The sequence below is a fragment of the Frankia alni ACN14a genome, from assembly GCF_000058485.1.
Classification (GTDB): domain Bacteria; phylum Actinomycetota; class Actinomycetes; order Frankiales; family Frankiaceae; genus Frankia; species Frankia alni.
This window is the reverse complement of record NC_008278.1, coordinates 1,466,559-1,486,289: the sequence shown is the minus strand read 5'-3', so window position 1 is coordinate 1,486,289 and position 19,731 is coordinate 1,466,559. Positions and strand designations below refer to the sequence as shown.

Sequence of the window (19,731 nt, the reverse complement as noted above, 5' to 3'; positions counted from 1 at the left end):
AATCAGGTGATGGTGACGGATGCTCGGTGTCTGGCAGCTACTTGGACCATACCCAGCCTCCGACCCTCCGCATCGCCGCATCGCGATCGCGCCGGCGCCGCGGGTTCACCGTGCTCCACGAACTGGGTCATCACCTCCAGCAGACGGATCCAGAGCTTGGACAGCGCGTCTTCACCCGCGTGGACTCCGAGAACTTCGAGGAGGCGGCGTGCGATGCCTTCGCCGCCCGGGTGCTCCTGCCGGATGGGTGGGTCCGCGATCGCGTCGACCTACGAGGTCCGACCGCCACAGAGATCGTCGACATGTTCCAGAACTCCCAGGCATCTCGCGAAGCGTGCTGCGTACGGGCCTCCGAACTGCTGAGCGGCGGAGGCGTCGTCGTTCTCCTCGACGCGGCAGGCCGGGTGGTGTTCGCGTCACCACGGGGGGTCGTCCCACCGGCGCGGGGCTCTGACCAATCCGACACGCCACTGATCCGGGCCGCGCTTCGTGGAGATGCCACGGTCGAGCACGACAACACCTTCGTGGCCTACCGCAATGGGGGCCGGAGCGACCCGCTGTACGGGCAGGCGGCTTGGTGCGACAAGCAGTACATGATTGCGGTACTCGCGCCGGACAACGTTGCGTGGCGCCGCTTCGCGCCGCCCCGATCCGCCAGCGCGGCCTATCCTGCGGAGCGATGGTGGATCTGCGAGATCTGCCCGGATGCCGACCCGTTCGAGGTCTTCGGCCCGCCGTGCCAGCGCTGCGGGCAGCCGAAATGCGGCAACGGCCACTGCGGCTGCGCCCCCGCGGGAGCCAGAGCAGAGCAGCGGTGTGATCGCTGCTTCCTCGTGCTGGCGGCTACGCAGTTCGATCCAGGCCGCTCGATCTGCCGCAGCTGCGCCGAATGAACAAGAGCTGGGGGGCGTCGACCGCCTCGGGCGGGAGCTGCCTCACGGTCCGACGTCAGTAAGGGTGAGCGGCCATCAAGCAGCTCCGCCCAGGCCGGGCGCCCAGGTGCAGCCCGCACCCCTACCGAACGAAGCACTCGAATGGGACAGACAAACGACATCCTCAACGACGTCCGCGGTCGGATCGACGCGCACGCTGAACCGCTCGCGGAGGCACGTGGCCGGCTAAGACTCAGCCGGGACGTCGCGATCGGTTTCCGGGGCGCGTTGCGCACGTACCCCAGCGGTTCGCTGGCGCAGCACACCTTCATTCATCCAGTGGCGGACGGGGACGGCGGTGTCGTCCTGGACCGCCGTGTCTACCCGGCGCTCGGTCCGGATGGCGCTGACGAGTCTCCTGAAGAGACTATCGAGGCGCTGTGCTCCCTGCTCGGGCCGAGTATCCGAAACGTCTACCCGAAGGCCCGTTGCTGCACGTCGAGGCGAGGACCGAAGATCTACTTCGTCCGTCCGGTGGACGGTCAGGACCCGACCATCGACCTCGTCATGGCGCTCACCCGCCGCGACGGCAATGGGCTTTGGATCCCCGACCTCAAGAAGAGCAAGTGGGAAGCCTCGGACCCCGAGCAGCACGCTACGCTGTTCACGTCTGGCGGCAAGTCGCGCGCCCAGACCCGTCGCCGCACCATCCGTCTGCTCAAGGCATGGAACCGGCAGTACACCACCGTCGGGTTCTCATCCCACAACTTGTCCGTCTGGGCATGGGAATTCATCACGGAAGGGATGGGGCTCCCGACCGCCCTCTTCTCCGTGCTGGACAAGGCATCGACCCGGCTGGAGGCGGGATACGCGACGAAGGATCCGGCAGGGGTATCGCCCAATGTGAAGCCCCTGATCGACCGCTCGATCGCCGCCCGGCGACTGCGCACAGCGGCCGATGCCGTCAGCGAGGCCCTCGAACACGACGACGACCGCGAAGCGGTGCTCTCGGTGCTCTCGCGGGTCTACTGGAAGTATCTGGAAGACCCGACACCGTCCGGGCTGGCGGGCAAGGCAGCGATGTTGAGGCGACCAAACCCAGTCTCGACCGCCGCATTGGGCCTCTCGGGTAGGCCGGCACTCGTCCGGCCTACCCGCGCCTACGGTACCCCGCTCCACAGCGCGTGACCCGCCGAGCACCATGGCGGGAGCCGGCCTGGTTCGCCAGGCCGGCGCCCCGCATCCTGTTCCTGCGCCGGCTCGCCGACTGTGGCCTTCAGATCCGGGAGGTGCGGTTTCCCTTCCGGCGATACAGAGGTGGCTTCGCCGTCGAGATCAGGCTCGACGTCGCGGACCTGCCTGTCCAGACAATCACGATCGTCTTCAGCCTGGCGTCTCCCGAGTCCCCGCACGTCTACACGGACGGACCATCCGACTCGCCACATCGCTATTCTGGCGGCGCGCTGTGCATGTGGTACCCCGCCGATCCTATAGAACGACGCTGGAGCCGTTCCGACGGCCCGCCTGCCCTTCTCGGCTACATCGTCGCTCACTTGCTTCGCGAAGAATGGTGGCGCCTTACAGGAGAATGGCCGGGGTGCGAGGTCATCCATGCCTGACATCGACGACTGTCAGCCAATATCAACAATGAACAGAGAAAGCGCCAATGCCAACCGCCACTACGTCTGGATCCGCCGTTGCACCATTGCCGTCGATTCAAACCAGCGCCACGACTACCGCTACGGTGACACGGACGCCCGCACCCACCCCGGGCGCACAAGGAGGGACAACCGGCGGACCGGATCTCCTGGCGACCGCAGTGCTCTCCGGCGCATTTCTCGCTGGCATAATCGCGGCGGCGATCAACATCTGGCTTGCCCATCGACGCAGCCGGGAAGAGCAGTGCAACCGCCTGCGCACAGCGTTCGCTGAAGCATTCGCGACGTACGCGGCCTACAAGGAGTTCCCTTACGCCATCCGCCGCAGGCGGACCGATGCAGCGCCGGACGAGAGGGTTCGGCTTTCCGAGGCGCTTCGGGATATTCAAGCCAGGCTCGCCTACCACGTTGCCTGGACGGCGGCGGAATCCGAAACCGTCGGAGCCGCGTACGCCGACCTCGTTCAGCAGGCCCGCGAGATCGCGGGGACCGCGATGAAAGATGCTTGGAGGGGGCCGGCAACAACATCAGACGCGGACATGATTATCCCGACAGCCATAATAGATCTCAGATCTCTAACGCCGTTTGAAATGTCATTCATGAAAGCGGTGCGTGCCCATCTGGATGCGCGAACCCCTTGGTGGGCCAGATGAGACGGAATCTTTCGGTCGGCGACGGCACTTGGCGACTGCGAGACAGCCTGTCGCGTTACGGGCAGTGAGGGTATCGAGCCGCGCGCCCGCCAGACGGGAGCGTGGTCAGGTTTTGACGACCGATGCCCAGCACGACACGGGAAGGACAGCGCACAAGATGGCCCACTTGCAGCACCCGTAGTCGTCCGATTGTACCAATCAGGACTACGGCATGAGCCGGCCTTCATCCGATCCGGACTACGCCACTTCCTCCTCGGCGAAGAGTTCGGCCTGACGAATGATCAGCTCGGTCGCGCCGGGTTCCTGGTCGAGTGGGTACCCGTGAGGAGTAGAAGGTGCTTGACGCTGGTGCGGAGCTTGGCCCGCACCGACGCCTTGACCTGCCAGTCCGTCTTCGCGTCGCGGCGGACGATGCCGGTCGGCTCGTGCGCAATCTTCCGCATCGTCTCGTCCTGCATGACGTCACGGGCGGACTCGTTGTTCGCCAGCGCGTCGTAGAAGGCCAGCTCGTTCTCGGAAAGCCCGGTGTCCTCGCCGCGCTTCCGCTGCTCCTGGATCGCTTTGGCGAGTTCGACGAGCGCGGCGATTACCTGGGACGAGATAATCGCCCGGTTCTGGTACCGGTTGAGCGCGTCGTTGAGCTCTCGGAGAACTTGCGACCCGCGGCGATGTTGCGCCGGCTGATGAGCCTGACCTCGTTGGCGATGAGCCGCCGGACTGCCTCCAGCTGTAGGTGCTGGCGGTCGGAGGTCTCGAACCTCTTGCGGAACTCGCCGTCGATCACGGAGACGCCGGGCTTGCCCAGGCCGGCCTCGGCGAAGATGTCGATGACGCCGGTGCCGGTCATGTGCTGGCTGATGATCTGCCGGACGGCCGTGTCCAGGGCGGCGGTGTCGTGCCCTCCCGGTCCGCGGCTTCCAGCTTCGCGATCTGCTGGCGCACCGTGTCAAAGAAGGCCACGTCATCACGGATGGGCTACGCCTCAACAACTCGCGGAATCTTTGGCTTCAGTCGCTCCGTGACCCCAGTTGCTGCGTTATGGACTAGAATCAGATGGGACTATATTTGATCTCTGGTGAACGCCGGGATGAACTCGGTCGGAAACGGTAGAGGTGCCTCGACCACTTCGCTTTGGTGGATCGCTCATCCTTCAGACGCTCGCCGTAATGAGGGGGCATTGACGAGAGCAGAATTTGGCCCGCCTCCCATCGTTTCGCGTGAGATCCGCGTGCGTCTTGGAAACATTGGTTGCGCCACAGGCGCAGTCAACTTTATAATTCCATCGTTGGGTTGAACGCGGGGGAGAATTCTTGTCAAAAATGGCATCCGACCGTACTGTGAGATGTCCAATCTTGGTGCCAGCAGGAATGGTCGAGCGCGGCCGACGCGGTCGCGGAACAGAGACTGACCGTGGCGGACGAGGCCCCCTCTCCCGCGGTTCCCGGTACGCGGCCAGAAAATTTCCCGCGTTGACTTCCCCCTGGTTAGCCTGGCCTAGGCGGTAAGAGCGCAAGCCCGTAGGCATCCATCCAGTGATCTTCCTCACGGTGTCGAAGATCTTGACCGCTACACTCCAGGGTTCGTCCCGATTGATCTCGATCACCCACAGGCCCTTACGAACCGGCGTAGTCAGCCCCTGCTCCCGCACCCGAATTACGGGTAGACCGAGCGCTCGCAGAATACCGTCTTTTCGCCGTTCGATCTCATCATCATCACGGAACCGGCTCGCGTGGTAGGCGGCGCCGTCATATTCCACTGCTATCCGTCGTCCACCCGCATCGATGAGCATGTCGATTTCGATCTTTGAGTATCTCCACTGATAGCGCTCTCGGACGTCGGACGGGATGTCGAGCTGATACGAACAGAGGTCGGGTACGCCACCAGGGAGACCACCTAGCCGGTCGTCCGGTGGAATCAGGGCGCCGAGGCTATCGATTTCGGCGGCGATACGCGCTTGACGGTCGGAGACACCTCGGCGACGACACCGTGGACAGCCCGTGTCGTTAACCCGGTTGAGGATAGTCGACCGCCAGTTCGGATGTTTCTCATTCGTGAGGCATCGCCACTCATATCGCGCAGTTCCGCCATCATGGCTACCGGGTGACAAGGTCGCCGCGTCGACCGAGCTGACCAGTTCTCTAGCCAGAGTCGGGAACCAGGTCTTGAGACTCGTCGTCTCGTCCACTTGATGTCCAGCGCACACGAGGCAGGCGTCGAGCTGGCCCGTCCGGACCTTGGGTTCGGTGCGCCAATGGTGCGTCACCTTCCTCCATTCTCCGGTCTCGGGCACGACAGTCCACGTCTCGTGTTTCCAGGAAACCTCGCGATTCGAACCCAAGGTCACCTCATCTGGAGAAGCCTCGTCGTCCCACTGGTCCAGTAGAAGCGCAACATCGGCAATCACGCCCTTCTTCTGACACGCGGGGCATCGTGTGCCGCGTGAAATGCGATCTTTTGGCCAGACCTCCCAAGTATGGTGATCATCGAGCGGGCAGACCCATCTTGGACGACCAGATTCCTGCCTGTTGGCAAATCCTGCGGGCATCGTCCAGGGCGGAGGATTATCTCGATGCCATTGCTCACGCAGCATCGGGAAGTCGGCGACACTTGTACGCCGAAAATCGTGCCGCGTCCTCCAGGACTCGATCGCGCGATCTCGCCAGGCATCCCAGTACCTCGTGCGGTCGCGAGAGCGCTGCTCGATCCGAGCGAGGTCAGCGGCGAGGCGCACGCGATAGTGGGCCCATTCTTCAGCCCACCGTCCCCGCTGGCATTGGAGCATCCTCAGGCGATCGACATCCGTTCCTTCTCCCGAATCAAGGGGAGGCGGAGGAAGAATGAGCTCGCAATCCATGGTCTCGACGTCACCTTTGTTTCGACTTGAACTACTCAATGAAGCCTCGTGGGCACCGCTCCGACCGGCGCCAGGGCATGCTCGTCCCGCGAGGCCGCGGCCAGCAGGCAGCTCCCCTGCCCGGCACGCTCGAACGCGGCATGCAGACTTCCCGCCGAGGGGGTGGAAGCCCGCCCGGCGTGACAGGCATCAAGGACGGCCACAACTCGGGCGGCCTGGCAGTGTTCCCGCAGCAGGTCATTGACGTCCGCAAAAGCCAGCGCCTGATGCCCCACCCGGCCACGACCCAGGTCGATGGTTGCCTGGGTCGCGAGGTGCAACGCCCCCTCGGCATCGAGAACGCCGTGGCCGGCGTAGTAGAGCAGGAACACGTCGCCGGCCTGCTCCGCCGCCCGCTCGATCGCATTGGCAAGCTCGATCGGGTTCGCCGGATCCATCACCGTCGTGACCTGCCCGGCGGGCATACCACACCGGCCGGCCAGCACCTCGGCGAGATCGGTAAGAGTGCTGGCTACCGACGGCAGGTCCGGCAGGAGAGAACCGGTCACATGCCGGCCGGAACCGATCAGCAGAATCCGGCTTCCCGGCCCGGCGAGATCCGAGAACACCACGGCCCCTCGCCTCAGCCCGCCGCCTGTGACGATCCGTCCGGCTCAGCCGGCGGACCGGAGCCCTCGCCCTCACCGGTCTGCTCCGACTCGCCCGTGGCCACGACGCCCAGCTTGTCGAGCAGGGCGCTGACCTCCGCGCTCGTCAGGCTGCGCACGTTTGTCGCGGACAGCGACGCGGACAGCGACACCGACGCGCCCTGCGCGGTGGTCACCGTCGCCTGCACATCACCCCGCCGGCCCTTCAACCAGGTGATCAGCACACTGCCCGCGGTACGCACCCGGGCCGCCGTCGCCACCGCCCACCACCGGCCGCCAGGACCACCAGCGCCTCGATCACTCCACCGGGCATCGCGCCCGGCGGCGCCGCCGCGGGTTGTAGCCGGACCCTGCCTCGCAGCAGCGGCTCGTCCAACAACCAGCCCCGCAAACGACCCAGATCATCCCCCGACGTGCCACCGGACATCTGCACGATCAGATCCACGACGCCCCCCGACGGCCAGCCCACACCGATTGAGATCTTACCGCGCCCTACGCGAAGAGTGACCAAGCGGCGTCACTTGGGTCGGCTGTGACAGCACCAAGATCTTCGGATTCCTGGGAGTGTTGATGTCAGTCCCGCGACGTGGTCATTGCTGCCTGACCGGTCCGTCCTGCTGCGTGCTGCACCACGCGCAGATCACGGTCGGCGCGGACGCGGGAACCTCAAATCGCGCGCCACACGGCCGCCGGGACCTCCCCGCGCGCCAGCGGCGCCGTCGCTGGCCGATACACACCATGGCCGTGTCGCAAGGCGGTTCGTCGCCGAGAGTGCGCGGATGCGCGTCACGGCACACCGCGCAGACCGGCTCCGGGGGCGCGGCAACGAGCGTCGGATTCACCTCGGTCGCGGAGATGATCCGCCGATAGCTGGAGTGCGGGGTCGGACCACCGCAGACATCACAGTGCAAGTAGAGATCTGACCGGGGCGTAGGGCTCCACGCGTCCCGCGCGATGAAGGCAAGCGCCGCGAAGAACTCGCGCACCGTCATCCCGCGATCTTCTGACTCACAACCGCGTGAGTTCCGGCTCCTCCACACGACCCATCATGATCTCACCCGATCAACCAGCCTGTCGGGCGATCGACCTCATACGCCAACAGCCAGCGGAGACAGCTGGTGGGTCTCGACAACCGCGACCCCCAACCGGCCGAACCGGAAACGCGCTTACCCGGACCGGGAACAGGCAAACGCGGACGAACCGCGCGAGCGCTGGGACAACCCGGCACCAGAACAAGCCATCGGAGGCGACGAAGGGCGACGCCGTGGTCGCCCAGGAACCGCTCCCAGCAGCAATAGAGTGCCCCGACAGCCGATACAGGCCAGAGAGCCGCAAGGGGGCACCCTACCGATGGCCGGTCCCGACCACGCCCAGGACGATCCCCGCACGGAGAACACGGAAGCCGGCAACCAAGCTGGCGCGGAACCGTCCCGGAAAACACGACGACAACCCGTCGCCCGCCACATGGTCATCGAGCGGGTCGAGACCATACCCATGACGGCCGAGGAACGGCGAAGAGCAGTCGAGGCGCTCGCCGAGCTGATCCTGCACTGGGAGCACACCACCGCAGCCGCCACCAACGCGGAGGAACACCCGTAGGCCCGGCCGCCGCTCCGGCTGACGTTCCGCATCGCCCTCAGCGACATCGCGCCCTCGGTGCCCGCCCGCTGGCGCGCCCCGGCCGGACCGGTCACACCGACATGATCAGAGCGTCTCGCGCCGAGGGTACCGGGGATGGGTCTCCTGCATCCACGCACGGAACCGCCGGAGCCGCTCCTGATGATTCGCCTTCCGGGGCCTCGCAGCATCCGTACACGGGCTTGATTCAGGGGCACCGCACTTCGGGCACGTGACGAGCCTGGCCCGCCCGACGGTCACCGGATCGGAAGCCGTGCCACCGGCACGCCGACGCCACTCCTCGACCTGGCGGTCGTATTCGGCCAGCGCCTGCTGGTACCGGCCTTCGTGGACGAGGGAGACGCGGGGCGCGGGTAGTGTGTCCGGCTCCGGCGGTCTCCAGTCCGGATCCCGTCCGATCTTGGCAATGACCCGCGACATCGGCCCGTCGTAGTCGCTTCCGACGGCGGTCACGGTGTCCTCGAAGGGCCCGGGGCCGTGGATCGTACGACTGAGCCAGTTCTCGGGCAGGAGCACGCGGTCGCCCGGGACGAGCGGCTCGGCGCCCTCCCACAGGTAGGCATACTTGCCCACCCGTACCTTCATCGCCACCGACGCCCCCGACTGTCTATCGCTCGCCCGCGCAACCAATTTCGCCCACACGGTATCGACAGTCCGTGGGCGTCTGGGCCCGATTCGTACTGTCTCCGCGTGAGGGCGATACAGGTGACCCTCGCGCCGGACGTCGATCGGCGGATGGGTCATCTCGGTTCCCCGCGCCCGTCCCCTAGGCCGCCCCGCCGTCGCCTCCACCCGACTAGCGGGAGGGGCTGTCGGCGGCGCGGCATCGAGCCTGGCCTCGGGCCGTCAGGTGTCCCAGCGTCGTCGCGGCTCCTCCAGCTCGTCCGCGACGAACCTCCGCTGGTCCAGCATCCGGGCGATATTCGCCGACTGCACCGCCCAGCGGCGCAGGTCGGGGCCGTGCGGACGAGCTCCGGTAAGCAGGAGCCCGACCACGGACCTGCCAACTCTCGCAGCGAGGGCCGCGAACGACCCGCACGCTGACCCATCCCAGCCGCGGCGACTACCGACAGGAGTCGACTGCTACAGAGCCAAAGGAGGCTCGAACCACCTGCCCGGCCCGCCGACCTGCAGTTTCGGCGGGCACGAGCACGTCCGCAACGTGCGAACCAACCTGTTTCTGCAGGTCAGGCGGTTCGTCACGCTGCGGGGTGGAGGTGGCGGGAATCGAACCCGCGTCCTCCGGCACCGACACAGGGCTTCTCCGGGCGGAGCCTGCTACTTGTTTCTCAGCCCCGTCGGACCCACAGGCAAGCCGACGTAGGCTCAGTCGCTGTTTGATTTTCCAACTGGCCCCGCGACCGGGTCAGTCGGTGATCCTCCTAGCGACGTCAGATCCTGGGCCGGAGGCACTCCCAGGCTGACGGTTACCTAGTCCCTACGCCGCGAGGGCGTACAGGGGGGTAACAGGCTGCGTCTTGTTGGCAGCTATTTTTTTGAACGGATCGTTAACGAGATAACCGTTCATCCTCGGCCCGCTTCCCCTGCCTCGACGTCCGAAGTCGAAACCGATCACCCCCAGGTACGGTTGTCTTGCCTACCGTCTCATGCTACCGCAGGACGCGGGCGATCGGAGCGATGCGCCGCGGCCGGCGGACCCGGTCCGCGTCGGCAGCGGAGGGCGTCGGCGCCCGGCCCGACAGACGCGGAATCGAGGAGCGAAGGCGGGCATGCCGGGCCCCGCGTGGTAGTTGTACGTACAACGGCATCCCGTCCGCCAGCCCCGGGGAGACCACTGTGGAGATCAAGGAACTGGGACATCTCGTCCTCTACGTCCGCAACATCGAACGTTCGGTCGCGTTCTACCGGGACGTCCTCGGCTGGCGGCAGGTGTTCCCGGACCCGGCGGCCTCCGCCGACGGTCCGCTGCGGGTGCCCGCGGCCGGCTTCTCCGCCGGCCGCACGCATCACGAACTGCTGCTCATCGAGGTCGGCGAGGACGCGGCGGCGGTGCCGGCCGGCCGGCGGATCGGGCTCTACCACTTCGGGCTGAAGGTCGGCGACACCGACGACGAGTTGCGCGAGGTCCTCGCCCGCATCCGGGAGGCTGGCGTCGACATCGTCGGGGCGTCGGATCACACGATCACCCACAGCCTCTACATCCTCGACCCGGACGGCAACGAGATCGAGCTCTACATCGACGTGGCGGGCGTCGACTGGCAGTCGCAGCCGCACCTGATCGCCGCCCCGATCCGCCCCCTGCGCCTGTAACGGCACCCGTCGCCGGCACCGCGAGCCGCACCCCACCTCCCCGCGGCCCCCGCCTCCCCCGCGGCCCCCTCGCTGCGGCACCCACCGGCTCGGGTGGTCGTCCGGTGGCCAAGGGTTGCGAGGCCCGCGACTCGGCATCGGTGACACTGAGCCGATGACGCCGTCGACGCCACCCCTGCCGTCGGCCGGTCCCCCGCCCCCGCCCCCGCGGCCGCCCGCGCCGTCGACGGGGTGGGATCGGCGGGAGGTGGCGTTGCTGCTCGCGATGGCGAGCCTGACGGGGCTGGTCGACGCGACCAGCTTCCTCGGGCTCGGCCGGGTGTTCGTGGCGAACATGACCGGCAACGTCGTGTTGCTCGCGTTCGCGCTGGCGGGGGCGCCCGGGTTGTCCGCGGACCTGTCCGCACTCGCGTTGACCGGCTTCCTGACCGGCGCGGTCCTCGCCGGGCGGACCGGCAGGGCCCCGGGGCTGCGCCAGGGGCGCGGACCCCGCTGGCTGACGGTCGCGCTGGCCCTCCAGACCGGGCTGATCATCGCGGCGCTGGCCGCCGCCTCGGTCACCGGCGACACGGACCGGCCTTATGCGATCATCGTGCCGCTGGCCGGCGCCATGGGGCTGCAGCACGCGACGGCACGGCGGGTGGCTGTCCCGGAGGTCCCGACCAATGTGCTGACCACTACCCTCACGGGGCTGGTCATCGACTCACGGCTGGCCGGCGGCCCCGGCTTCCACGCCCCGCGCCGGTTGGCCGCGCCCCTGGCCATGTTCATCGGCGCGCTGGTCGGCGGCGCGCTTCTGCTGCACGTCGACCGGATCGTGCCGCTCGCCCTGGCCGCCGCCATCGCCGCCGGCTGTCTCACCGCCGCCGCCGCGGGCCTGCTCATCGCGCCTTGACGATCCGCTCCACGCCCAACCGATCGTCGATGGTCGACCCGGCTCCGCACCCGCCTTCGGGCTTCCTCCGCGAGGACCGCCTCATCACCAGCCGGACCTCCGGCTGTCGTCCCGCGGCCAGATTGCGGTCAGATCGTGCCGAGGGCTGTGACGCACAGGTTGGGACCGGAATCGGGTTCATTCGATGACGGACGGGCGCGGCGGGGTGTGGTCGTCCGCAGGCCAGTTCGTGCAGAGGAAGGCCCAGGGCTCGTCCCGCACCCTGGTCATCACCAGGGTGATGGCCGGACCGCCGGCGACCAGATCGCGGCGGCGTGGCAGCAGGCGGCGGCGCAGCTCGTCGACGTCGCCCGCGAGCCCACGACGACGGATCTCCAACGCTCCGATCCCGCGCCCGCGTAGCTCGGCGGCGAGCCGGCGGACATCGAACGGCAGACTCGCGGAGATCTGCAGCAGCCGGGCGAACGGGGTGGCGACGGGCGTGTCCGAACTGAGGAAGGCGATCATCGGGTCGAGCTGCCAGGCACCGAGCTGGCGCGCGAGCTCGCCTACCAGGCCGGCCCGGGTCACGGCCGGGCTCGGGTCGTAGAGGTACCGCCCAGGGGCGGCGACCGGGCCATCGGGCTCCGCCGGGTCCGCAACGCCCACCAGGCTGACCGGCCCGTCGGGGAAGGCGATGCCGGCCTCAGCCGACCCGAGCGCCGCGAGATGCGCCGGCGACCCGAGATGCGCCCCCGACGCGGGGTGCGCCGACGATGCGGGGTGAAGCACGGTCGCGCGGCGCTCGGTCGTGGCCAGCGCCGGGGAGAACAACACGGCCTCCTTGAGGTCGCGGCCGTCGGCGACGAACTCGATCTCCCAACCCTGCGGGACCTGGTCTGTCGCGAGGCCCGGGGCCGCCTTCACCGCCACCGCCGCGACTCGGTCGGCGAGGGCGAAGCACCAGGGCAGCGGCGGCTCGCTGGCCCGCGAGGCCAGCCGGCGGTCCCCGGTGCGCCGGGCCGGGTCGACGAAAACTCCGTCGTAGCCGGTCAGGTCGGCCGCGCGGACGTCGGCGAGCAGCGTGTCGACCCGGTGCGCCCCGTGGACTGCGACGTTCAGCGCCGCCATCCGCAGGTGGACCGGGTCCCGGTCGACGAGCAGGATCTCCCGGCCCGGGGCCAGGGCGAGGGCGTCCCCGCCGATCCCGGTGCACAGGTCGGCCAGGCGGCTGCGGCCGGCGAACCGCGCCGCCCGGTGTTCGGCCGCGGCCTGGGAGGACGCCTGCTCCAGCCCGGCACGGGTGAAGAACATCTCCTCGGCACGGGCGAACTTGGCCGCCGCCCGATGCCGCAGCTCCGCCTGCGTGAAGGCGGCGGCGACCAGCTCGGCGGGCACACCCTCGGCCCGCAGCCGCGCGCCGACGGCGAGCTCCCGCGCCGCGCTCCCGCCGGACCCGCCCCTACCGGACCCGCCCGTGCCAGACGTGCTCCGGCCGGGACCGCCTGCCCCGGAGCCGCTCCCGCCGGGGCCGTCACCGCCGGTGTACACCGCGGCAGCGGCGGCGAGCACCGCGCCGCCGTCGGCGGTCAGCAGGGCGTCGAGCTGGGCCAGGCGCTCGGTATCGGTGCCGGTCAGCGGTAGCGGCCCTTGACGCGGCGGCCCATCTCCCGGCTGATCTCGCGGGCGGCATCCCGCTCGGCGAGGGCGTGCCGCTTGTCGTAGGACTTGCGACCGCGGGCCAGGGCGATCTCGATCTTTGCGCGGCCATCCTTCCAGTAGAGGGCGAGCGGCACGAGGGTGAGGCCGCCCTCCTGGGTCTGGCCGATCAGCTTCTCGATCTCGGCCCGGTGCAGCAGCATCTTGCGCTTGCGCCGCGGGGCGTGGTTCGTCCAGGTCCCCTCGGTGTACTCGGGGATGTGCACGTTGTGCAGCCAGATCTCGCCGTCGCTGACCTGGGCGAACCCGTCGACCAGGGAGGCCCGCCCGGCCCGCAGCGCCTTGACCTCGGTGCCGCGCAGCACGAGCCCGGCCTCGTACGTGTCGAGGATGTCGTAGTCATGCCGGGCACGCTTGTTCTGCGCGATGGACTTGCGCCCCGTCTCCTTCGGCACCGTCTGCGACCCTCTTCCCACTTGCCACACGTTCGCGCGAACGTCCCCGAACCTACGTCCTGGCTGCGCCCCACGCCCGCACGGCGCTGGGCCGGCAGCCATCCACCATTGTATCGATCATGCGGGGGCGGCTCAGACGCGCAGGTGGCGGCGCAGTGCGATCGACGCCATCACCGCGGCGGCCACCACGCCGGCGGCGAGGACCACGACCGCCGACTCCCAGACCGCGGACCAGCCGAACAGCGGGAACATCGTCTGCCGCGCGAACTGGCCGTCGACCAGGAACACCTTCGCCGCGACCAGCACGCCGGCGGCGAGCAGCCCACCGGCCAGCCCCGCGACGGCGCTCTCCAGCACGAACGGCGCCCGGATCGTCCCGTTCGATGCCCCGACCAGCTTCATGATCGCCGTCTCCCGGCGGCGGCCGTGCGCGGAGATCCGGATCATCGTGTAGATCAGCGCGAACGAGGCGAGCGCCTGCACGGCGGCCAGGGTGAAGGCGCCGACGGTGAAGGCGTCGAGGAAGCGGTAGAGCGGATCGAGCAGGGCACGCTGGTCCCGGACCGCCTCCACCCCGTCGAGCCCGGTGTAGGTGACGACGATGTCGCGCGACGCCCGAGGATCGGCCAGGGTCAGCCGCAGGGCCGCGGGCAGATCCTCGGGGCCGACCCCGGCGACGACGTCGGGCGAGCCCCGGAAGTCGCGGCGGAACCGCTCGTACACCTGCTTCTTCGTCTCGTAGTGCACACCGACGATCAGCGGGTCACGGCGCATCTCCGCCTCCAGTGCGGACCGCTCGGCGGGGGTGATGCCGTCGGAGAGGTCGACGACGACCTCGATCTGGTCGAGCAGGAAGCCGTCGATGGTGTGCACCTGGGCCCGCAGCAGCAGGCCCGCGCCGAGCATCGCCAGGCAGATCGTCACCGTGACGATCACCGCCCCGGTCATCGCGAGGTTGCGGCGCAGCCCCGTCCACAGCAACGAGGCCAGCGGGCCCGGGCGCATCAGCCGACCGGGCCGTTGCGCGTCGGCGCCGCCCACGGGCTGCGGGGGCCGCCGTCGGGCGCCCCCCCGGTCGGCTGGGCGGGCACCACCATCGCAGGCACCACCATCGCAGGCACCAGCGGCGCTGGCTCGGACGGCGCTGGCTCGGACGGCGCTGGCTCGGACGGCGGCAGGGGCTGCGGCGCGGTCTGGTCGTAGCGGCCGTCGGCCTCGTCGCGGATCAGTGCGCCGTCGCCGAGCTCGAGCACCCGGCGCCGCATCGCGTCGACCAGGGACGCGTTGTGGGTGGCCATGACGACGGTCGTGCCGGCGCGGTGGACGGCGTCGAGCAGGCTCATGATCTCGATGCTGGTGGCCGGGTCGAGGTTCCCGGTCGGCTCGTCGGCCAGCAGCACCCGCGGCCGACCGACGAACGCCCGGGCGATCGCGACCCGTTGCTGCTCGCCGCCGGACAGCTCGTCGGGATAGCGGTCCGCCTTCTCCCCCAAGCCGACCAGCTCCAGCACTTCGGGGACGACGCTGCGCACGACATGTCGGGGACGGCCGACCACGTCGAGGGCGAACGCGACATTGGCCGCCACGGTCCGGTTCGGCAGCAGCCGGAAGTCCTGGAACACGCAGCCGACGATCCGGCGCAGCTGCGGAACCCGCCGATCCGGAATCCGGGCGACGTCCCGGCCGGCGACGACGACCTGCCCGCTGGTCGCGCGGTCCTCCCGCAGCAGCAGCCGCAGCAGCGTCGACTTGCCGGATCCGGACGGCCCCACCAGGAACACGAACTCTCCGGCACCGATTTCGGCGCTGACGTCGATCAGGGCGGGCCGGGCGCCGTTGGGGTACCACTTGCTCACCGAGCTCAGGACGATCACCGCACATCCTCACGTCGAGCACCAGGTCATCTACATTCCGTGACAGAGATGGTAGGACGTGACCGGAGCCGCACGGCGCCGCACGCGAGGGCGAGCCGCGCCAGCCCGGCTACCCACCGTCCGTCGGCAGGGCGAAGGGGCGCCCGCGGGCGTACCGTAAGAGGGAGTCGATCGTCCGGATCCCGTTCCGGCGGGCGAGCGGGGGACGACCGGCACGGCGCCGGGCCCGGCTCCCCGGAGGGACTGTGGGGACGATCCCTCAGATCCGCGGTCGACGTGCCGCGGCGGGAAGCGGGAAGGAGGCGGCATGGGCAGCGAGGATCTGGTCTGCGCGCGCTGCTCGGGTCTGGTGATCGAGGGTCGGTGCCCCACCTGCCGCGCGTCGCGCGAGTACCTGCGCCGGAACTCCGTCACGATCTCCCCGCAGCTCATTCTCGCGATCATTGCGATCGTCATGATGCTCGCGGCCCTGGCCGTCCGCCACGCCACCTGAACCTGAGGCCCGGGCGGGCCACGACACGTCCACCTTCCGGCCATGGCGCACCCTCGTCCGAAGGCGGCCGGGCCGGGCGCCCAGGTGACCCGGCGATCGTTGGCCTTGAGGAAGTCCGGGCGTACTGTCTCCGTCGATGCCCGCAACCTGCCGCCTGGAGCGTCGATGGTCCCAGCTGTGCCCGTCCGGCGCCCCGGGCGAGTCGGCCCACGCCGCGGTGGCCGAGAGTGGTTGCGCCGGCTGATCCTGCTCACCACGGCACTCGCCGTGGCCGCGGTCGGGGTGGTCGCGTGCGGCGGTGGCTCCCAGCCCTCCGCCGCCGGTGCGTCCGCCCTCGCGGCGCCGGCCGCAGGTCCGTCGGCCGGTGATGCGGCGAGCACCCGTCCGGGGGCGACCGGTGCAGGGGCCGCGGCAGGGCTGCGCACCGTGGTCACGGGGCTCGCCGCGCCGTGGGACGTCGCCTTCCTGCCGTCCGGCGAGGCTCTGATCAGCGAACGCGACAGCGGGCGGATCCTGCGGCTGCCGGCGGGCGGCGGGCGGGCGACCGAGGTGACGAGGCTGCCCGGCGTGGTCCACCACGGCGAGTCGGGGCTGCTGGGGCTCGCGGTCTCCCCGGCCTTCGCGACCGACCGGCTCGTGTACGCCTACTACACCTCGGCCACCGACAACCGGATCGTGCGCTTCCGGCTGTCCGGCGACCACGCCGAGGCGCCCACCCCGATCCTCACCGGGCTCGCCGACGCCACGTTCCACAACGGCGGCCGGATTCGGTTCGGACCCGACGGCCTGCTCTACGCCAGCGTCGGGGACGCCACGGTGCGCACGCGCGCGCAGGACCGGTCGAGTCTCAACGGCAAGATCCTGCGGATGCGACCCGACGGCGGCGTCCCGCCGGGCAACCCGTTCCCCGGCTCCCTCGTCTACAGCCTCGGCCATCGCAACGTCCAGGGCCTCGCCTGGGACTCCGCCGGCCGACTATGGGCGTCCGAGTTCGGCCAGGACCGGCTCGACGAGATCAACCTGATCGTTGCGGGCGGGAACTACGGCTGGCCCGGCGTCGAGGGCGTCGGCGACACCGACGGCGGCCGGTTGCGCAACCCGCTGGTCACCTGGCCCACCGCGCAGGCGTCCCCGAGCGGGATCGCCATCCGCGGCAACACCCTCTACGTGGCGGCGCTGCGCGGGCAGCGGCTGTGGGAGCTCACCCTGGCCGGGGCGAGTGTGCAGGGCCGACCGCGGGCGCTGTTCACCGGCGAGCTGGGCCGGCTGCGCGCGGCGGTGGCCGCTCCCGACGGCTCGGTGTGGCTGCTCACCAACAACACCGACGGCCGCGGCGCCCCGAAGCAGGGCGACGACCGCATCGTCGCCCTGCGCTAGCCGCCGCGGCATCGTCGAGCCGGCGACCCCGGCACGCGGGGCCACTCAGCGGCTGCCGAACAGCTCTCGGTAACGCTTCGAGGAGTTCGGATTCAGATCCGGTCGATACAGCGACGACCGGACGTTCGCCGGCTCGGAGGTGTTGAAGTAGGCCTCGTAGGCCAGGTCCGCCGCATGCGCCACGAACGTCTCGTGCATCTTGCCGATGTAGAAGGGGTTGTCCTTCCCACCGCCGTTCGACCAGGCCACCCCCCACTCCGGGACGGCGAACTTCTTCCCGTGATCACGGGCGAACCGGATCACCGTGCACAGCCCGGACCGCTGGTGGCACTGCAGGTCCCAGCTTTTCTGGTCGACCGACGGGGGGTAGAAGTCGTACGCGTCGATGCTGACGACGTCGACGTACCGGTCACCCGGATACGCATCCCACACGTCCCGCCCGCTACCAGGCAGCCTGTCGGCGTGGGCGTTCATGTTCCAGTCGATTCTGACTTCCGGCGCGGTCGACCGGATCGCGGTCACCGTTCGACGGAAGCATGTCTTCCAGGTCTCGACGTCGCGCACGTGCCAGTAGTTGAAGGCGCCGTTGAACTCCCAGCCGAGGCGGACGTAGGCGTCGGCCCGACCGAACTTCGTCAGCGTCTCGCCGAAGGTGCGCCAGTAGCCGTCGTAGGCGCCGCCGGCGCAGGTGGCCTCGTCGCCGTCCTCGGGGAACGGCGGCTGCGCGATCGACAGTGCGCCGGGGAACCTGTCCCGGGTGAAGGCCGCCGTCGGCCAGTCCGCCGAGACAAGGTTGTACCAGTCCTTGCGGCTGGTGAAGACGACCGCCAGCCCGATCCCGCGGCCGGTGAACGTGGACCAGGCGTTCACGTCGGCCGGGTAGTTGCCATTGGTGCCAGACACCCAGTGCACTCCCGCCGGCTTCGGCTCCGGCGCCGGTTCCGACGAGCCGGAGCAGGCACCGAGCCCCTCGGCCAGCAGCCCGAGGATCAGCAGCCCGAGGATCAGCGGCAGCGGCGGGCGCGGCCGGCGGAAGCGCCGGTCGCGGCCCCGCAGATGCGGGCCTGGCGCCACTGCCCGGCCGCCCCGCGCGCAGAGGATCCGGGAGCAGGGTCCCCCCGTCGGGCAGGAGGACCTCCCGCAGATGATCATCTGACGGCCCCCCGTGTGGTCTCCACGACCGCACACCCCCCTCGATCGGAAGCGGCCCACGTCCTGCTGGCCGCGCCCCGGCACACCACCTCGAAGGGTAAACCCTAACGTAAGGGTCAATTTCCGGCTTGTCCGGATCCCCGATGATCACCCTTACCCGGCGGGACGCCGGGCTCGGACAGAGGCTGCCCCGTCCCGGGGGTGGACCGGCAAGCTGGACGAGGCGGCGGTCAGCTCCGCTCGTCGGCCGGGTGGATCAGGCCGGGTGGATCAGCCGGGTGGTCCGCACCGCGCCGGGCCGACCTGACGCCGACGATCTGTTCGCGCAGGCCCACCACGTCGCCCACGACGATGACGGCGGGCGAGCCGATGCCGGCCTCGGCGGCCTGCTCGGCGATGTCCGACAGCGCGCCGGTCAGGACGACCTCGTCGGCGGTGCCCCCGGCGTGGATGACCGCGGCCGGCGTGTCCGGGCGCCGGCCGCGCTTGACCAGCTCCCGGCTGATCCCCGCCAGCGCCGCCACCCCCATCAGCACGACGACCGTCCCCGGCCCGGTGGCCAGCGCGTCCCAGTCGACGGTGGAGCCGGGATGGGAGGGATCGACGTGCCCGCTGACGAAGGACACGTCCTGCGTGATGCCACGGTGGGTGACCGGGATGCCGGCGAGCGCCGGGACGGCGACCGCGCTCGTCACCCCGGGGACGATCTCGCACGGCAGTCCGGCCGCGGCGCAGGCCAGGGCCTCCTCGCCGCCGCGGCCGAAGACGAACGGGTCGCCGCCCTTGAGCCGCACGACTCCGAGTCCGCGCCGGCCACGGTCGACGATCACCGTGTTGATCTCGTCCTGGGTCAGGTTGTGGCCATGCGGGGCCTTGCCGGCGTCGATGATCTCGGCGTCGGGGCGGGTCTCGGCCAGCAGCTCGCGGGGGGCGAGGCGGTCGACCACCACGACGTCCGCGATCCGCAGCAGACGCAGGCCGCGCACGGTGATGAGATCCGCCCGGCCGGGCCCGCCGCCGACGAGCGCCACCCAACCCTCGGAGGGTCTGTCCACGCCGATCACCTCCGTCGCTGTCGCCCTGCCGGGCCCGTCTCGGCTGCCGGCGCGCGAGCCCCGGGCGCGACGACTCTCCCAGTGTGCGGCCTGACCAGCCCGTTCGGGGCGGATCGCGCGGTCCGTCTGGACCTGCCCAGGCCGGACGGACGCGACCAGACCGGATGCGGCCAGACCGGACGTGCTCAGACCGGCAGGC

General features: G+C 69.7%; 22 protein-coding genes, 1 other RNA gene and 1 pseudogene. 10 read left to right on the top strand and 14 right to left on the bottom strand.

Features of this window, described 5'->3' with window-relative positions; all coding sequences use genetic code 11:
• The first annotated feature begins 26 nt into the window (after positions 1-26).
• From FRAAL_RS06020 to FRAAL_RS30220, 4 genes are all read left to right on the top strand, one after another.
• Positions 27-893, top strand: coding sequence for an ImmA/IrrE family metallo-endopeptidase (locus FRAAL_RS06020; protein ID WP_157891998.1), 867 nt, complete (start codon positions 27-29; stop codon positions 891-893).
• A 141-nt stretch (positions 894-1,034) separates the two neighbouring features.
• Positions 1,035-2,060 (top strand): nucleotidyltransferase family protein, encoded by a 1,026-nt coding sequence (locus tag FRAAL_RS06015; RefSeq protein WP_011602576.1) that lies wholly within the window; start codon positions 1,035-1,037, stop codon positions 2,058-2,060.
• Positions 2,057-2,491 (top strand): type II CBASS E2 protein, encoded by a 435-nt coding sequence (locus tag FRAAL_RS36315; protein ID WP_011602575.1) that lies wholly within the window; start codon positions 2,057-2,059, stop codon positions 2,489-2,491. The genes FRAAL_RS06015 and FRAAL_RS36315 overlap by 4 nt, the downstream gene beginning before the upstream one ends.
• Positions 2,492-2,616: 125 nt before the next feature.
• On the top strand, positions 2,617-3,183 hold the full coding sequence (locus tag FRAAL_RS30220) for a hypothetical protein (protein ID WP_157891997.1): 567 nt from the start codon (positions 2,617-2,619) through the stop codon (positions 3,181-3,183).
• A gap of 281 nt (positions 3,184-3,464) precedes the next feature.
• Here the strand turns inward: FRAAL_RS30220 and FRAAL_RS32795 are convergent.
• Positions 3,465-4,030: pseudogene (locus FRAAL_RS32795) on the bottom strand (type I restriction enzyme endonuclease domain-containing protein).
• Positions 4,031-4,333: 303 nt separating this feature from the next.
• Complete coding sequence (locus tag FRAAL_RS36255) at positions 4,334-5,728, bottom strand: zinc-ribbon domain-containing protein (RefSeq protein ID WP_306281658.1); 1,395 nt, start codon at positions 5,726-5,728, stop codon at positions 4,334-4,336.
• A gap of 24 nt (positions 5,729-5,752) precedes the next feature.
• Here FRAAL_RS36255 and FRAAL_RS32790 point away from each other — a divergent pair, with 24 nt between their 5' ends.
• Positions 5,753-6,067 (top strand): hypothetical protein, encoded by a 315-nt coding sequence (locus FRAAL_RS32790; protein ID WP_157891995.1) that lies wholly within the window; start codon positions 5,753-5,755, stop codon positions 6,065-6,067.
• Positions 6,068-6,072: 5 nt separating this feature from the next.
• Here the strand turns inward: FRAAL_RS32790 and FRAAL_RS06000 are convergent, their stop codons facing one another.
• The 3 genes from FRAAL_RS06000 to FRAAL_RS36015 are packed head-to-tail and all read right to left on the bottom strand — an operon-like array spanning position 6,073 to position 7,111.
• Positions 6,073-6,648 carry a caspase, EACC1-associated type gene (locus FRAAL_RS06000; protein WP_011602570.1) on the bottom strand — a complete coding sequence of 192 codons (576 nt, stop codon included), beginning with the start codon at positions 6,646-6,648 and terminating at the stop codon, positions 6,073-6,075.
• An 11-nt stretch (positions 6,649-6,659) separates the two neighbouring features.
• Positions 6,660-6,944 (bottom strand): effector-associated constant component EACC1, encoded by a 285-nt coding sequence (locus tag FRAAL_RS05995; RefSeq protein ID WP_011602569.1) that lies wholly within the window; start codon positions 6,942-6,944, stop codon positions 6,660-6,662.
• Positions 6,902-7,111: an effector-associated constant component EACC1 gene (locus tag FRAAL_RS36015; protein ID WP_372667006.1), complete on the bottom strand. Its 210-nt coding sequence runs from the start codon at positions 7,109-7,111 to the stop codon at positions 6,902-6,904. The genes FRAAL_RS05995 and FRAAL_RS36015 overlap by 43 nt, the downstream gene beginning before the upstream one ends.
• A 923-nt stretch (positions 7,112-8,034) precedes the next feature.
• On the opposite strand from FRAAL_RS36015, the gene FRAAL_RS32785 reads away from it, so the two are divergent.
• Positions 8,035-8,283, top strand: a complete 249-nt coding sequence (locus FRAAL_RS32785; RefSeq protein WP_011602566.1) for a hypothetical protein — start codon at positions 8,035-8,037, stop codon at positions 8,281-8,283.
• 105 nt (positions 8,284-8,388) lie between these two features.
• Here the strand turns inward: FRAAL_RS32785 and FRAAL_RS33470 are convergent, their stop codons facing one another.
• The 3 genes from FRAAL_RS33470 to ssrA all read right to left on the bottom strand — a co-directional run bounded on the left by FRAAL_RS33470 (position 8,389) and on the right by ssrA (position 9,902).
• Positions 8,389-8,952: a hypothetical protein gene (locus tag FRAAL_RS33470; protein WP_011602565.1), complete on the bottom strand. Its 564-nt coding sequence runs from the start codon at positions 8,950-8,952 to the stop codon at positions 8,389-8,391.
• Between the two features lie 216 nt (positions 8,953-9,168).
• A complete protein-coding gene (locus FRAAL_RS32780; protein WP_011602564.1) occupies positions 9,169-9,318 on the bottom strand; it encodes a hypothetical protein in 150 nt (49 codons plus the stop codon).
• A gap of 213 nt (positions 9,319-9,531) precedes the next feature.
• Positions 9,532-9,902, bottom strand: a transfer-messenger RNA (tmRNA) gene (gene ssrA, locus FRAAL_RS30920).
• Between the two features lie 217 nt (positions 9,903-10,119).
• Here ssrA and FRAAL_RS05985 point away from each other — a divergent pair.
• Positions 10,120-10,593: a VOC family protein gene (locus FRAAL_RS05985; protein ID WP_011602563.1), complete on the top strand. Its 474-nt coding sequence runs from the start codon at positions 10,120-10,122 to the stop codon at positions 10,591-10,593.
• A 154-nt stretch (positions 10,594-10,747) separates the two neighbouring features.
• On the top strand, positions 10,748-11,488 hold the full coding sequence (locus tag FRAAL_RS05980) for a YoaK family protein (protein ID WP_083866714.1): 741 nt from the start codon (positions 10,748-10,750) through the stop codon (positions 11,486-11,488).
• Between the two features lie 177 nt (positions 11,489-11,665).
• On the opposite strand, the gene FRAAL_RS05975 is transcribed toward FRAAL_RS05980, so the two are convergent.
• The 4 genes from FRAAL_RS05975 to ftsE form a co-directional block, all read right to left on the bottom strand.
• Complete coding sequence (locus FRAAL_RS05975; RefSeq protein WP_011602561.1) at positions 11,666-13,039, bottom strand: class I SAM-dependent methyltransferase; 1,374 nt, start codon at positions 13,037-13,039, stop codon at positions 11,666-11,668.
• Between the two features lie 62 nt (positions 13,040-13,101).
• Positions 13,102-13,581, bottom strand: a complete 480-nt coding sequence (smpB, locus tag FRAAL_RS05970; RefSeq protein ID WP_011602560.1) for an SsrA-binding protein SmpB — start codon at positions 13,579-13,581, stop codon at positions 13,102-13,104.
• Positions 13,582-13,713: 132 nt separating this feature from the next.
• Positions 13,714-14,586, bottom strand: a complete 873-nt coding sequence (ftsX, locus tag FRAAL_RS05965; RefSeq protein WP_041940216.1) for a permease-like cell division protein FtsX — start codon at positions 14,584-14,586, stop codon at positions 13,714-13,716.
• Positions 14,586-15,455: a cell division ATP-binding protein FtsE gene (gene ftsE / locus FRAAL_RS05960; RefSeq protein WP_011602558.1), complete on the bottom strand. Its 870-nt coding sequence runs from the start codon at positions 15,453-15,455 to the stop codon at positions 14,586-14,588. The genes ftsX and ftsE overlap by 1 nt, the downstream gene beginning before the upstream one ends.
• Before the next feature lie 307 nt (positions 15,456-15,762).
• Between ftsE and FRAAL_RS05955 the strand changes: the two genes are divergently transcribed.
• Positions 15,763-15,948: a hypothetical protein gene (locus FRAAL_RS05955; protein WP_011602557.1), complete on the top strand. Its 186-nt coding sequence runs from the start codon at positions 15,763-15,765 to the stop codon at positions 15,946-15,948.
• Between the two features lie 177 nt (positions 15,949-16,125).
• Complete coding sequence (locus FRAAL_RS05950; protein ID WP_231861529.1) at positions 16,126-17,325, top strand: PQQ-dependent sugar dehydrogenase; 1,200 nt, start codon at positions 16,126-16,128, stop codon at positions 17,323-17,325.
• Positions 17,326-17,370: 45 nt separating this feature from the next.
• Here the strand turns inward: FRAAL_RS05950 and FRAAL_RS05945 are convergent, their stop codons facing one another.
• Both FRAAL_RS05945 and cobA read right to left on the bottom strand, forming a co-directional pair.
• Positions 17,371-18,399, bottom strand: a complete 1,029-nt coding sequence (locus tag FRAAL_RS05945; RefSeq protein WP_011602555.1) for a glycoside hydrolase family 26 protein — start codon at positions 18,397-18,399, stop codon at positions 17,371-17,373.
• Positions 18,400-18,707: 308 nt separating this feature from the next.
• Positions 18,708-19,541: a uroporphyrinogen-III C-methyltransferase gene (gene cobA / locus FRAAL_RS05940; RefSeq protein WP_011602554.1), complete on the bottom strand. Its 834-nt coding sequence runs from the start codon at positions 19,539-19,541 to the stop codon at positions 18,708-18,710.
• Between the last annotated feature and the right edge of the window lie 190 nt (positions 19,542-19,731).

What these genes read in the sequence shown, in the direction of transcription:
- FRAAL_RS36255 (WP_306281658.1), bottom strand. Translation starts at nt 5,728, where the DNA reads ATGCCCGCAGGATTTGCCAACAGGCAGGAATCTGGTCGTCCAAGATGG.
- FRAAL_RS32785 (WP_011602566.1), top strand. Translation starts at nt 8,035, where the DNA reads ATGGCCGGTCCCGACCACGCCCAGGACGATCCCCGCACGGAGAACACG.
- FRAAL_RS06015 (WP_011602576.1), top strand. Translation starts at nt 1,035, where the DNA reads ATGGGACAGACAAACGACATCCTCAACGACGTCCGCGGTCGGATCGAC.
- FRAAL_RS32790 (WP_157891995.1), top strand. Translation starts at nt 5,753, where the DNA reads ATGCCATTGCTCACGCAGCATCGGGAAGTCGGCGACACTTGTACGCCG.
- FRAAL_RS36015 (WP_372667006.1), bottom strand. Translation starts at nt 7,111, where the DNA reads ATGTCCGGTGGCACGTCGGGGGATGATCTGGGTCGTTTGCGGGGCTGG.
- FRAAL_RS05955 (WP_011602557.1), top strand. Translation starts at nt 15,763, where the DNA reads ATGGGCAGCGAGGATCTGGTCTGCGCGCGCTGCTCGGGTCTGGTGATC.
- ftsX (WP_041940216.1), bottom strand. Translation starts at nt 14,586, where the DNA reads ATGCGCCCGGGCCCGCTGGCCTCGTTGCTGTGGACGGGGCTGCGCCGC.
- FRAAL_RS05980 (WP_083866714.1), top strand. Translation starts at nt 10,748, where the DNA reads ATGACGCCGTCGACGCCACCCCTGCCGTCGGCCGGTCCCCCGCCCCCG.